Annotated in this window: 12 protein-coding genes; 5 read left to right on the forward strand and 7 right to left on the reverse strand. The window is 65.3% G+C overall.

Annotated elements, in window-relative coordinates; genetic code table 11:
* Window positions 1-98: 98 nt before the first annotated feature.
* From ccmE to L1965_RS13000, 3 genes are all read right to left on the reverse strand, one after another.
* Window positions 99-548, reverse strand: coding sequence for a cytochrome c maturation protein CcmE (gene ccmE, locus L1965_RS12990; RefSeq protein ID WP_235756945.1), 450 nt, complete (start codon window positions 546-548; stop codon window positions 99-101).
* Between the two features lie 25 nt (window positions 549-573).
* Window positions 574-1,386: a glutamate racemase gene (locus tag L1965_RS12995; RefSeq protein WP_235756876.1), complete on the reverse strand. Its 813-nt coding sequence runs from the start codon at window positions 1,384-1,386 to the stop codon at window positions 574-576.
* Between the two features lie 63 nt (window positions 1,387-1,449).
* Window positions 1,450-4,842, reverse strand: coding sequence for an indolepyruvate ferredoxin oxidoreductase family protein (locus tag L1965_RS13000; protein ID WP_235756877.1), 3,393 nt, complete (start codon window positions 4,840-4,842; stop codon window positions 1,450-1,452).
* Between the two features lie 174 nt (window positions 4,843-5,016).
* On the opposite strand from L1965_RS13000, the gene L1965_RS13005 reads away from it, so the two are divergent.
* From L1965_RS13005 to L1965_RS13025, 5 genes are all read left to right on the forward strand, one after another.
* Window positions 5,017-5,922 (forward strand): LysR family transcriptional regulator, encoded by a 906-nt coding sequence (locus L1965_RS13005; protein WP_235756878.1) that lies wholly within the window; start codon window positions 5,017-5,019, stop codon window positions 5,920-5,922.
* Window positions 5,923-6,264: 342 nt separating this feature from the next.
* Window positions 6,265-8,445, forward strand: coding sequence for a phosphoribosylformylglycinamidine synthase subunit PurL (gene purL / locus L1965_RS13010; protein WP_235756879.1), 2,181 nt, complete (start codon window positions 6,265-6,267; stop codon window positions 8,443-8,445).
* Window positions 8,442-9,590, forward strand: a complete 1,149-nt coding sequence (locus tag L1965_RS13015) for a bifunctional 2-C-methyl-D-erythritol 4-phosphate cytidylyltransferase/2-C-methyl-D-erythritol 2,4-cyclodiphosphate synthase (protein ID WP_235756880.1) — start codon at window positions 8,442-8,444, stop codon at window positions 9,588-9,590. Before purL ends, L1965_RS13015 begins: the two co-directional genes overlap by 4 nt.
* 3 nt (window positions 9,591-9,593) lie before the next feature.
* Window positions 9,594-10,085 carry a phosphatidylglycerophosphatase A family protein gene (locus L1965_RS13020; RefSeq protein ID WP_235756881.1) on the forward strand — a complete coding sequence of 164 codons (492 nt, stop codon included), beginning with the start codon at window positions 9,594-9,596 and terminating at the stop codon, window positions 10,083-10,085.
* Complete coding sequence (locus tag L1965_RS13025) at window positions 10,082-10,552, forward strand: CinA family protein (protein ID WP_235756882.1); 471 nt, start codon at window positions 10,082-10,084, stop codon at window positions 10,550-10,552. Before L1965_RS13020 ends, L1965_RS13025 begins: the two co-directional genes overlap by 4 nt.
* On the opposite strand, the gene L1965_RS13030 is transcribed toward L1965_RS13025, so the two are convergent.
* Genes L1965_RS13030 through L1965_RS13045 form a run of 4 tightly spaced genes read right to left on the reverse strand, consistent with a single transcriptional unit; the run spans window position 10,549 to window position 13,446 of the window.
* Window positions 10,549-11,604 carry a threonine aldolase family protein gene (locus L1965_RS13030; protein ID WP_235756883.1) on the reverse strand — a complete coding sequence of 352 codons (1,056 nt, stop codon included), beginning with the start codon at window positions 11,602-11,604 and terminating at the stop codon, window positions 10,549-10,551. The two genes, L1965_RS13025 and L1965_RS13030, sit on opposite strands and share 4 nt — an antisense overlap.
* Window positions 11,601-12,041, reverse strand: coding sequence for a YcgN family cysteine cluster protein (locus L1965_RS13035; protein ID WP_235756884.1), 441 nt, complete (start codon window positions 12,039-12,041; stop codon window positions 11,601-11,603). The genes L1965_RS13030 and L1965_RS13035 overlap by 4 nt, the downstream gene beginning before the upstream one ends.
* Window positions 12,041-12,970, reverse strand: coding sequence for a bifunctional riboflavin kinase/FAD synthetase (locus L1965_RS13040; protein WP_235756885.1), 930 nt, complete (start codon window positions 12,968-12,970; stop codon window positions 12,041-12,043). Before L1965_RS13040 ends, L1965_RS13035 begins: the two co-directional genes overlap by 1 nt.
* A gap of 32 nt (window positions 12,971-13,002) precedes the next feature.
* Entirely contained in the window at window positions 13,003-13,446 is a 444-nt protein-coding gene (locus L1965_RS13045) for a MaoC family dehydratase (RefSeq protein WP_235756886.1), read from the reverse strand.
* Window positions 13,447-13,487: the final 41 nt, after the last annotated feature.

Raw genomic sequence — 13,487 nt, forward strand, 5'->3', positions numbered from 1 at the left:
TTAACCCTTTCTTAACCGGACGGGCGTTGCTCATGCCTCGGGCAAGACATCCTCGGGGGGTCGGGGGACGAAGCGCGCCCGGAAGTGGCGGGAGGCAATCAGGAATTCGGGTCCTGATAGACGCCGCTTTCCTTCAGTGTGTCCATGACCTCGCGCGGCATGTAGCTTTCGTCATGCTTGGCCAACAGGCTCTCGGCTTCGAAACGACCGTCACGATAATGCCCCTTGGCGATCGTGCCCTGGCCTTCCTTGAACAGGTCCGGTCGCGGGTCGCGGCCGACATAACTGACCGGGATCTCGGCGGCACCGTCGGTAATGACGAAATCGAACGCGACGCCGTCGCGGTTCAGGATCGAGCCGTCCTTCACCAGCCCGCCAAGCTGGAAATACTCGTCCGGCAAAGGCGCGCTTGCGCGGACTTCCGAGGGCGAGCGGTAAAGATTGATGCCGTCACGCAACGCATATCCGATCGTCCCTGTCGCGATGAACAACGCGACGGCCGTCGCGACCAGCACTTGCACCCTGCGGCGCTTCTTCAGCGATTTCATTCCGGCCATCGCCCCCTCCTGCTCCTCATTCGGTCTCGAATCGGATTGACCGGCGCAGGAACTGCGTGGCCTTGCCCGACACCCGCACCGGATCGCCCGTCGTCAGATATTTCGACGTGCCGCCCTCGCCCCGGAATTCGGGCCTGCGCTGAAGATAGTCCGCGAGGCTCTCGGCGACCAGCCCCGCCTGGCTGTAAACCTTGACCTGCGGGCCAAGCGCGCGCTGGAAGGCGGCTTCGACCAGCGGGTAATGCGTGCAGCCCAGAATCGCCGCCTCGGGGTGTGGCATCCGCCGCAGCAACGCCTCGACATGGCTCGTCACCAGCGCCTCGGCCAGAATTTCGTCTCCCATTTCAATGGCATCCACGACCCCGCCGCAGGGCTGCGCCTCGACATCCACGCCCACCGCGCGAAAGGCCAGCTCTCGCTGAAAGGCCCTGCTGGCGACAGTCGCGGGGGTGGCGAACAGCGCAACCTGACTGACCGCGACCTTGCGGGGCGGCGAATTGTCGCCCCATTGCCGTTCGGTCAGGGCCTCGATCATGGGGACAAACACGCCCAGAACCCGCTTTCCCTCGGGCAGCCAGGTTTCCTGCAACCGCCGCAGGGCGGCGGCGCTGGCGGTGTTGCACGCCAGAATGACCAGATCGCAGCCCTCGGCCCAAAGCCGCTCGACGCCCGCGCAAGTCAGATCGAAGATATCGTCCGGGGTACGGACGCCATAGGGAGCGTGGGCGTTGTCGCCCAGATAGACCAGCGGCAGATCCGGCAGGCGTGCGGCGATGGCCTGATGGACCGTAAGCCCGCCCAGCCCCGAATCGAAAACGCCAACCGCCATGGTTCCACCCCCCTTGCCGCGCGCCTGTTTAGGACGGCGCGCGACATTTGGGAATGACCCAGTTCATTCAGCGGCTTCACGCATCGGTGCGCCGCCCTGCCGGAACTGGTCCAGCAACGCGCTGCGGCGGAGGGCGGCGGCGTCGGCTGCCTTGTCCTTGACCGGACCATAGCCGCGCACGCTCAGCGGCAGTTCGGCCAGTTCGATCGCGATCGGCATCGTCGCATCATCGACCGCCGCCATGATCTCGCGCATGTCGGTCTCGTATTCGCGGATCATGGCGCGTTCCCGCCTGCGCTCGGTGCCGTAGCCGAAGGGATCAAGCGGCGTGCCGCGCAAACGCTTCATCGCGGCCAGCACCCGGAAGGCCTTCAGCATCCAGGGACCGAATTGTCGTTTCCTGGGGCGGCCGTTCGCATCGATGCCGGGAAAGATCGGCGGCGCCAGATGGAAGGACAGCCTGGTGTCGCCCTGCCATTTCTCGGCAATCTGCGCTGCGGTCGCAAGATGCAGCCGCGCGACCTCGTATTCGTCCTTGTAGGCCAACAGCTTGTAGTATCCGCGCGCGACGCTTTCGCGCAGCGGGGCGGGCGCGGCATCGACCAGTTTCCGGAACTTCCTTGCCAGCCGCTTGCCCTGATAGTCCAGAAGCCGCGCTTCGCGGTAGGAAACCGGATCGACAGGCAGCGCGGCGGGGTCCGCCGGCTTCGCGGCCTGATCGGGAAACACCATCGCCCATCGGCCGATATCGAAGGCGCGCAGGTTTTCCGCGACCTTGGCGCCGTTCAGGCGGATCGCCTCGCGGATCGCCTCCTCGGACAGCGGGATCAGCCCCTGCTGCCAGCAGGCACCCAGAACCAGCATGTTGGAATAGATCGAATCGCCCAGCAGGCGCAGCGCCAGATCGTTGGCATCGAAGAACGCCACCCGCTCGCCCAGCCGCGCCTCCAGAGACAGTTTCAGGCGGTCCGAAGGCACCTGGAAGTCACGAAAGCGGGTGAAATCGCCGGTGATGATCTCATGGTCGTTCACGACCGCGCCGGTGCGCGCCGTGGTCATCAGCCCGACCGTCTTGGCCCCGGCGGTCACGACCAGATCGCCGCCGATGACGCAGTCGGCCTCGCCGGTGGCGACGCGGATCGCACTGATATCCTCGGGGGCATTCGCAAGCCGCAGATGGATGTGCACGGCCCCGCCCTTCTGCGCCAGACCCGCCATCTCCATCATGCCGGCGCCCTTGCCGTCGATATGGGCGGCCTGCGCCAGCACCGCGCCGATCGTCACGACGCCGGTACCGCCGACGCCGGTGATGACGATGTTGTGCGTGCCCTTGATCGCCGGCAGCGCGGGTGCGGGCAGATCGGGGATCTCGAAGGATTCGGCTTTCGGTTTGCGCAGCGTGCCACCCTCCACCGTGACGAAGCTGGGGCAGAAACCGTTCAGGCAGCTGTAGTCCTTGTTGCAGCTTGACTGGTCGATCTGGCGCTTGCGGCCCAGTTCGGTGTCCAGCGGCACGATCGAGACACAGTTCGACTGGACCGAGCAATCGCCACAGCCCTCGCAAACCTCGGGGTTGATCCAGACGCGGCGGTCCGGGTCGGGGAACTGCCCCTTCTTGCGGCGGCGGCGTTTTTCGGCCGCGCAGGTCTGGATATACAGGATCGCGCTGACGCCCTTGGCGTTCTCCAGCTCGCGCTGGACATTCATCATCTCGGCACGCTCTTCGAAGCGCAGCCCCTTGGGGAACTGGTCGCGGACCACATCCTCTTTTTCATCATAGACGACAACCACCGGATCGACGCCCATCGCGGTCAGTTCGCGGGCGATCTGCGGTGCGTCCAGACCGCCCTCGTTGGGCTGGCCGCCGGTCATCGCCACGGCATCGTTATAGAGGATCTTGTAGGTGATGCTGGTCCCCGCAGCCAGCGCCGCGCGGATCGCCAAAGAGCCGGAATGATTATAGGTTCCGTCGCCAAGGTTCTGAAAAACATGGCCCCGCTTGCTGAACGGAGCTTCGCCGACCCAGTTCGCGCCCTCGCCGCCCATATGGGTGAAGCCTTCGGTCTCGCGGCCCATCCACTGCACCATGTAGTGACAGCCGATCCCGGCATAGGCGCGGCTGCCTTCGGGCAGTCGGGTCGAGGTGTTGTGCGGACATCCCGAGCAGAACCAGGGCGTTCGGGTCGCAATCTCGGGCGCGTTATCATTGCGGCGCACTTCGGTCAGGCGATCCAGACCGGCGCGGATATGTTCGGTTCCGCGGCCTTCCTCGATCAGGATTCCGCCGATCTTCTGCGCGATCATCACCGGGTCCAGCGCATAGCGAGTCGGGAAAAGCTCCTCGCCGGTCCGATCATGCTTCCAGCCATGCACGCGACGGCCGTGGCGATTGTCGAAGATCGCCTCTTTCAACTGCACTTCTATCAGTTTGCGCTTTTCCTCGACGCAAACGATAAGTTCCAGATTTTCAGACCATTCCTGAAAGGACTTCATATCCAGTGGCCAGGTCTGGCCGACCTTGTAGGTGGTCAGGCCCAGACGTTCCGCCTCGGCCTCGTCGACCCCGAGCAGCGACAGGGCGTGCACCAGATCCAGCCAGTTCTTGCCGGCCGCAACGAAGCCGATCCTGGCACCCGGCCTGCCCCAGACCTTGCGGTCGATCCGGTTGGCGCGGCTGAACGCCTCGGCTGCCCACCGCTTGTGATCGATCATCCGGGCTTCCTGGACGACCGGCGTATCGCCAAGGCGTATGTTCAACCCGCCCTCGGGCATCCGGAAGTCCTGCGGGGTCACGAAGGTCAGCCGATGCGGGTCGCCGTTCACGACGGCGGTCGCCTCGACCGTGTCCTTCATCGTCTTGAGGCCCGTCCAGACGCCGGCAAAGCGCGACAGCGCAAACCCGTACAGCCCGAAATCCAGGATTTCCTGCACACCGGCCGGCGACAGCACGGGAATATAGGCGTCGATCATCGCCCAGTCCGACTGATGCAGCACGGTCGAGCTTTCGCCCGTATGGTCGTCGCCCATCGCCATGACCACGCCGCCATGCTTCGACGATCCCGCCATATTGGCATGACGCATCACGTCGCCGCTGCGGTCCACGCCCGGCCCCTTGCCGTACCACAGCGCATAGACGCCGTCATACTTGCCCTCGCCGCGCAGTTCGGCCTGCTGGCTGCCCCAGATGGCCGTGGCGGCAAGATCCTCGTTGAGACCGGGCTGGAACAGGACATTCGCCTGCGTCAGACGCTTGCCCTCGCGCATCATCTGAAGGTCGACCGCGCCAAGCGGGCTTCCGCGATAGCCGGTGACGTAGCCCGCCGTGTTCAGCCCCGCAGCCTTGTCGCGTGCCGCCTGCATTAGCATCAGGCGCACCAATGCCTGGGTGCCGTTCAACAATACGTGTGACTTCGACAGTTCGAACCGGTCGGCCAGCGAGAATTCCTGCTTGCTCATCGTGTCTCTCCTCCACTCCCCATGGGCACTCCCCATTGGGCTTGCTCCGATTATAGGTCAGAAATACTGACCGATGAAGAAAAAAATCCATGCTTGACGCAGGCGTGAGGGACAGGCAGGGGAGAATGACTTTTGCAAAAATTGCATGGCTGGCCACGCAGGATTGTAACAGCTATGGACTGGGACAAGTTAAGGATATTTCACGCGGTTGCCGATGCGGGCAGCCTGACTCATGCTGGCGAGACGCTGCATCTGTCCCAATCGGCCGTCAGCCGCCAGATTCGCGCGCTGGAAGAATCGCTTGGCACCGCGCTTTTTCACCGTCACGCACGCGGGCTGATTCTCACCGAGCCGGGTGAATTGCTGTTCGACGCCACCTCGTCGATGGCGCGCCGCCTCGATGCCGCCTCGGCCCGGATCCGCGACAGCGAGGAAAACGTGCTCGGCGAGCTGAAGGTGACCACGACGGTCGGGTTCGGCACGCTCTGGCTGGCGCCCCGCCTGGTCAAGCTCTATGAGAAATACCCCGATCTGAAGATCGACCTGATCCTGGAAGAACGGGTCCTGGACCTGCCCATGCGCGAGGCCGACGTCGCCATCCGCATGAAGGAACCCAGCCAGTCGGATCTGATCCGCCGGCGCCTGCTGAACATCCGCATGCGACTTTACGCGACGCAGGCCTATCTGGACTGCGCCGGGGTTCCGACCGGGCTTGATGATCTGGCCGCCCACAGGCTGATCTGCCAGAAGGCAGATCAGCCGCAGGTCGCGGCCGGGGCGCGACTGGTCCAGATGGTGATGGGCCAGAACATCACCTCGACCCTGACCGTGAACAACTATTTCGGCGTCCTGCAGGGTGTGCTTGCGAATGTCGGTATCGGCGTGCTGCCCGACTACCTGACCGCCGATCATCCAGGTCTGGTCCGCGTCCTCCCCGAGATCGAGTCGGCCGAGGTGCCGGTCTTCCTCGCCTACCCAGAAGAGCTGCGTCAGACCCGCCGCGTCGCCGCTTTCAGGGATTTTGTCTTGGAACAGATACAGTCCTATCGCCGGCGGCAAAGCGAGGCCGAACTGGTCTAGACTGCCAAATGCCTGGATTCCTTTACTTTGCGGCGGCGAAATGCTGCGACTCGCCTGGCCATCTACAACTTTCGCGTGTAGCTATTCGGCAACTGCATGTCCGGTATGCTGCACATGCAGCATGTTATGCCTTGATCCGTTCCCGTTCTGCCCATAAATCGGGCTCAGAGGGTCATGGTCGGCCTCGCCGGCCATCATCTTCTACCTCCCTGTTGGACTTAGGCCGGGCCTCGTGCCCGGCTTTTTTTGTTCGGCCTGCAACGGCCGGGCTTTGAGCGCCCTTTCCATGTCTTGCGTCTCGCCATAAAAGGCGCCTGACTCCATGTGCAGGAAGGGCCAGACATGCAGGAACCGTCGATCACCCCCGATCTGATCGCCGCGCACGGGCTGAAATCGGACGAATACGATCGCATCCTGGATATCATCGGCCGAGAGCCGACCTTCACCGAACTGGGCATCTTCAGCGCCATGTGGAACGAGCATTGTTCCTACAAGTCGTCCAAGAAATGGCTGCGGACCTTGCCCACCGAGGGCCCCCAGGTCATCTGCGGCCCCGGAGAGAACGCCGGCGTTGTCGATATCGGCGATGGTCAGGCCGTGGTCTTCAAGATGGAAAGCCACAACCACCCCAGCTATATCGAGCCGCATCAGGGCGCCGCGACCGGCGTGGGCGGCATCCTGCGCGATGTGTTCACGATGGGCGCGCGTCCGATCGCGGCGATGGATTCGCTGTCGTTTGGCCGGCCCGAACATCCCAAGACACCACATCTCGTCAAGGGCGTGGTCGAAGGCATCGGCGCCTATGGCAACTGCTTCGGGGTTCCCAATGTCGGCGGCGAAGTGCGTTTTCACCGCAGCTATGACGGAAACTGCCTTGTGAACGCCTTCGCGGCAGGGCTGGCCGATGCGGACAAGATCTTCTACTCGGCGGCCTCGGGCATTGGCATGCCGGTCGTCTATCTGGGCGCAAAGACCGGCCGCGACGGCGTCGGCGGCGCGACCATGGCATCCGCCGAATTCGACGACACGATCGAGGAAAAGCGGCCGACCGTGCAGGTCGGCGACCCGTTCACCGAGAAATGCCTGCTGGAAGCCTGTCTCGAGTTGATGGCCTCGGACAGCGTGATCTCGATCCAGGACATGGGCGCGGCAGGTCTGACCTGCTCGGCGGTCGAGATGGGTGACAAGGGCGGTCTGGGGATAAAGCTGCAGCTGGATGCGGTGCCGCAGCGCGAAACGGACATGACCGCCTACGAGATGATGCTGTCGGAATCCCAGGAACGGATGCTGATGGTGCTGAAGCCCGAGAAAGAGGCCGAAGCCCGCGCGATCTTCGAGAAATGGGATCTGGATTTCGCCATTGTCGGCGAAACCCTTGCGGAAGACCGCTTTCTGATCATCCAGGGAAACGATGTGAAGGCCGACTTGCCGCTGTCGAAGCTGTCCTCCAGCGCGCCGGAATATGATCGCCCCTGGGTGGAAACCCCCGCTGCCGGCGCCGCGTCCGCCCTGCCCCAAATTACGCCTGTGGCGGCCCTGCGCGCCCTGATCGGCAGCCCCAACTACGCCCATAAAGCCTGGGTTTGGGAACAATACGACACTCAGGTCGGCGCCGACACGATCCTGCGCCCCGGGCTCGGCGCCGGTGTGGTGCGCGTTCACGGCACCAACAAGGCGCTGGCCTTTACCAGCGATGTGACCCCCCGCTATGTCAAGGCGAACCCGTTCGAGGGTGGCAAGCAGGCCGTCGCCGAGGCCTATCGCAACCTCTGCGCCGTGGGCGCGACGCCACTGGCGACGACCGACAATCTCAATTTCGGCAACCCCGAAAAGCCCGAGATCATGGGCCAGCTGGTGGGCGCCATCAAGGGCATCGGCGAGGCCTGCCGGGCGCTGGACTTCCCGATCGTCTCGGGGAATGTCTCGCTTTACAACGAAACCGACGGGACGGGGATCATGCCCACGCCCACGATCGGCGGCGTCGGGCTGATCGAGGACCTGTCGCGGTTGATCGCCGGCCTGCCCGGGGATGGCGATGTGGCGCTTGTCATTGGCACCACCTCGGGACATCTGTCGCAGTCGGCCCTGGCCCACGAGGCTTTCGGCATCGACAGCGGGGATGCGCCGCCGGTCGACCTCGTTGCCGAACGCCGCCATGGCGAGTTCCTGCGCGCAAACCGGTCGCACCTGACCGCTGCCAGCGATCTGTCGGACGGTGGCCTGGCTCTCGCCGCGTTCGAGATGGCCGAGGCCGCCGGCATCGGTGTGCGGCTTGACAGCGACGATATCGGTCAGTTGTTCGGCGAGGATCAGGCGCGCTATCTGGTCGCCTGCGATGCGGCAGGTGCAGAAGCCCTGCTCGAGGCCGGCGCACAGGCGGGGATCGAGGTGGCGCAGGTCGGCAGCTTTGGCGGCATGGCCATCCAGATGGGCGGCGATGCGGGCGATCTGGCGGAACTGTCGCAGCTTTACCGCACGGCTTTCGCGACCGCGATCCGCGGTGACATACCCGACCACGCATGACCGTCAATGCGCCCGCAGGCTATGCGGCCCTTGTCACGGCGGGCGGCCGAGGCCACCGTGCGGGCGGGGTGACGCCCAAACAGTGGCGCGATCTGGCCGGGCGATCCGTGCTGGCCCGCGCGCTGTCCGCCTTTGCGGGGTTCGAGCGCGTCATCCTGGTCGTCCATCCCGATGACATGGACTTGGCAATCGCGGAATTCGCCGGACCTGTCACGATCGTCGCCGGCGGCGAAACCCGTGCCGCCAGTGTCCGGGCGGGCCTGCGGACGCTTGAGGGAAGCGGCCTCACCCATGTCCTGATCCATGACGGCGCGCGCCCGCTGGTCGGCGATGCGGTCATTCACGGCGTTCTGGACGCGCTGCGGGCCGGCGCGCTGGCCGCCGCCCCCGCACTGCCGGTCAGCGACGCATTGTGGCGCGGTGAAGGCGGCATCGTGGTCGGGACGCCCGCGCGCGAGGGGCTTTTCCGGGCGCAGACCCCGCAGGGATTCGCGCTTGAAGCGATCGTCACGGCGCATCGCACGCACGCCCATGACGCCGCCGACGATGTGGAAATCGCCCGCAAGGCCGGAATCGCCGTTGCCATCACGCCGGGCGACGAGGACAACCTGAAGATCACCTACCCCGCCGATTTCGCGCGGGCCGAACGCATTCTGGGGACCACGATGGATATCCGCCTTGGCAATGGCTACGATGTGCATGGCTTCGGGCCGGGCGATCATGTCGTCCTGTGTGGCATCCGGATCGCCCATGATGCCGGGCTGGTCGGACACTCGGACGCGGATGTCGGCATGCACGCGCTGACCGATGCGATCTACGGCGCGCTGGCCATGGGCGACATCGGTCGCCATTTTCCGCCCTCGGACCCGCAGTGGAAGGGGGCCGACAGCGCCATCTTCCTGCGCCACGCGGCCGATCTTGCGCGCGCGGAGGGCTTCGCGTTCGGCAATGCGGATGTCACGCTGATCTGCGAGGCCCCGCGGATCGGACCGCATGCGGACGCCATGCAAATGCGGCTTGCCGAGATCATGGCGGTCGAACCTGGCAGGATCAGCGTCAAGGCAACCACATCCGAGCGTCTGGGCTTCACCGGCCGGCGCGAGGGGATCGCCGCCATCGCGACCGCCGCGCTGATGAAAGGATAAGCGATGGAACGTCTTCTCTGCATCTGGTTCGGGACGGGATTACTGCGCCCGGCACCCGGCACCTGGGGCTCGGCCGTTGCGGTGGTGCTGGGTGTGCTGCTGCATCGGATCGGGCATTTTCCCCTGTTGGCGGCAGCAACCATCGCCGTGACCGTCGCGGGATTCTGGGCCGTGCGCCGGCATACCGCCGGGATGGCTGATCCCGATCGCAGCGAGATCGTCATCGACGAGGTCGCCGGTCAATGGCTGACCCTGTGCTTTCCCTCCGCTGCGTTCTACTTTTCCGGCATGCCCGCCGACGTGTTTCCCTATCCCGGTTGGCTGGCGGCCTTCCTGTTCTTTCGCCTCTTCGACATCTGGAAGCCCTGGCTGGTCGGGCGCGCCGACCGTGAGGGCGGCGTGGACGGCGTGATGAAGGACGATCTGTGGGCGGGCGTGTTCGCGGGCATCGCGACGCTGGCTGCCGCTGCGATCGCGCATCTGGTGCTGATGTGAGCCTGGCCTCCGATGTGCTGGACGCGGCGCGCGATCGCGGTGTCCTGATCGCGACGGCGGAAAGCTGCACCGGCGGCCTGATCGCGGGCGCGCTGACGGAGGTGCCGGGTTCGTCCGATGTGGTCGATCGCGGCTTCGTCACCTACTCCAACGCCGCCAAGCAACAGATGCTGGACGTCCGGCCCCAGACGCTTGTGGCGCATGGCGCGGTCAGCGAGCAGGTCGCGGCCGAGATGGCGTCCGGTGCATTGTCCCATTCCGACGCGACGATGACCGTTTCGGTGACCGGCATCGCCGGACCCGGCGGATCCGAGCACAAGCCCGAAGGCCGGGTCTGCTTCGCTGTCGCAAACGCCTTCGGCATCAGCACCGAGACGGTCGAGTTCGGACCACTCGGCCGCCATCGGGTCCGCGCGGCGAGCGTCGATCATGCGTTGCGCCTGTTGTTGCGGGCGCTGCGGAACTAGCTGCGCAGGCCGCCGTCGGCGAGGATCGCGACGAAGGCGTCGACATCCGCCTCGTCCGTGTCCCACGAGGTCACCAGCCGCAGCGGAACGGGATCCAGCCCCTCGGCCGATTTGTCGGGCCAGAGATGATAGACCGCCCCGGCGGCCAGGGCGCGGGCATGCGCTTTCGCCGGAATGGTCGCGAACACCGCGTTGGACTGGACCGGGGCCAGCAACGTGCCGCCAGCCGCCTGCAAGGCCTTCGCCAGTCGCGCGGCCAGCGCATTCGCACGACCGGCCAGGCTCAGCCACAACCCGCCTTCCGCCAGTGCCAGCATCTGCGCGGCCAGATAACGCTGCTTCGAGACCACGTGGCCGGTCTGCTTGCGACGATAATCGAAGCCCTCGGCCATGTCGGGATCGAAGAATACCACGGCCTCGGCGGCCATTGCGCCGTTCTTGGTGCCCCCCAGGCACAACACATCGACGCCGGCCCGCCATGTCAGATCCGCGGCGGAACACCCAAGTGCCGCAACGGCGTTGGCAAATCGCGCGCCGTCCATGTGCAACGGCAGACCGGCCGCGTGTGCAATCCGCGCCAGCGCGGCAACCTGGGCCGGGTCATGGATCGTGCCCCACTCGGTCGCATTGGTGATCGACACCATCGCATTCCGTCCGCCGTTCAGGCCGCCGCCCGCGCCGATCCGCAGCGCCTCGGCCAGATCCTCGGGGTCCATTCTGCCCGCCGCGCCCGGCAGCGTCACCAGCTTGGCGCCATGCGAAAAGAATTCGGGCGCACCGCATTCGCTTGTCTCGATATGTGCGTCACGGTGGCAATAGATCCGCCCGCCCGGCGGACAAAGCTGGGCGCAGACCAGGGCATTCGCCGCCGTACCGGTCGAAACGAACCGCACGAAGGCCTGCGGCGCCTCCAGCAGATCGCGGATCGCCGCCTCGGCCCTGGCCGTGACCGGATCGGCACCATACCCCAGGACCGCCCCGCCATTGCAATCGTTCAGCGCGCGCAGCACGGCCGGATGTGCGCCAAAGGCGTTGTCGGACGCGAAATTCACGACAGGTCCTCGATGATATGCTCTTCCCAGTCGTCCTCGGTCACCTCGGCCTCGCTTACGGTCCAGCCGCGCACACTGACACCGGCGCGGTGCACGGTTTCCGCGTCGCCCGAGATCAGATGGTGCCAGTCATACAGCCGCCGCCCTTCGTGGCGCAGCCGGTAGGCGCAGGTCACGGGCAACCACCAGGCGATGGCCTTCAGCTTTCCGGGGGTCAGGACGACGCAGTCGGGAACGTAATCGTGGCGGTTGCTGTAAGAACTGCACCGGCAGGCTTCGCCATCCAGCAGCTTGCAGGCGACGCGTGTGAACGCCAGTTCGCCGGTATCCTCGTACTCGATCTTGTTCAGACAGCACTTGCCGCAGCCGTCGCACAGCGCCTCCCACTCTCCGGGCGTCAACTGATCCAGCGGCAATTCCCAGAACCGGTCACGCATCAGGCGCCTGCCAGAACCGCACGGGCCTGTGCCGCGTCGGCGGCGATCTGGTCGATCAGCCCGTCGATACTGTCAAAACTTGCCTCGTCCCGCAGGAACTCGACCAGTGCGACGGACAGATGCTGCCCATAGAGATCGCCTTCGAAATCGAACAGATGCACCTCGAGATTGGGGGCATTGCGTCCGAACATCGGCCGCACGCCAAGGCTGGCCACGCCCAGGCAGGACAGCCGGTCCGGGCCGGTCAGGACATCGACCAGCACGGCATAGACGCCCAGCCGCGGCAGGTGCAGCCCCTCCATCCGCATATTGGCCGTGGGCCAGCCGAAGTCGCGGCCGCGTTTCTCGCCATGCACCACCTCGCCCTCGATCCGGTGCCAGTGTCCCAGGATCTTTTCGGCATCGCGCGTGCGGCCCTCGGTCAGTGCGGTGCGGACGGCGGTAGAGCTGTAGTCCTGCCCCCCGGTGCCCACCAGCGGCACGGCGGTCACGCCAAATCCCAGCTGCGCGCCCAGTTCCGCAAGCGTCTTCGCGTTGCCCGCCCGTTTCGTGCCAAAGCAGAAATCCAGCCCGACGGTGACATGGCGCACGCCAAGGCCGTCCACCAGCACCTCGCGGGCGAAAGCCTGCGGAGTCAGGCCGGCAAGCACCGGGCCGAACGGCAACTCGTAGAGATGCTCGACACCAAGCCGCGCCATCCGGTTCGCACGCGCCTCGGCGTTCATCAGCCGGAACGGCTGTGTATCGGGGACGAAATATTCGCGCGGATGGGGCTCGAAGGTGATGACACCCAGCGGCGCATCCGCCGCCCGGGAGGCCGCCTCGATGACCGCGCGATGGCCCAGATGCAGGCCATCGAAATTGCCCATGGCGATGGTCGCGCCCCGTGCGTCGGAGGGCAATCCGCTCCAGTCTCGATGGATATGCATTGCGCCCCCAATCGGGGCGCGACGAAGCCCCGTCAGTCGAACTTGCGGCTTGGGGCCAGCACGACCGCCTCGCCTTTCAGCACGACCGTATCGCCCACCAGACAACGGGTTGCAAGCGTCACCCGGCGTCTCCCGTGGTCGATCGAGTCGACCGTGACCTCGGCACGAACCACGTCGCCGGGTCGCACCGGAGCCATGAATTTCAATGTCTGGCCCAGATAGACGGTGCCATGTCCGGGCAACTGCTCACCGATCACGGCCGAGATCAGCCCGGCTGTCAGCATGCCGTGGGCAATCCGGCCCTCGAAGATGGTGTCGCGCGCGTAGTCGTCGTCCAGATGCACCGGATTGCGGTCGGTGGACACCTCCGAGAACAACGCGATATCGCGGTCGGTGACCTGCTTTTGCAGATAGCGCGTCATGCCGATCTCCAGGTCCTCGATGACGATCGTGCCGCGCGGAAGATTGTCGAACATGATTTCATCCATCTGCTGAGGCCGGTTTGTTCACTTCCGAT

The organism is Paracoccus salsus (assembly GCF_021556615.1).
Classification (GTDB): domain Bacteria; phylum Pseudomonadota; class Alphaproteobacteria; order Rhodobacterales; family Rhodobacteraceae; genus Paracoccus; species Paracoccus salsus.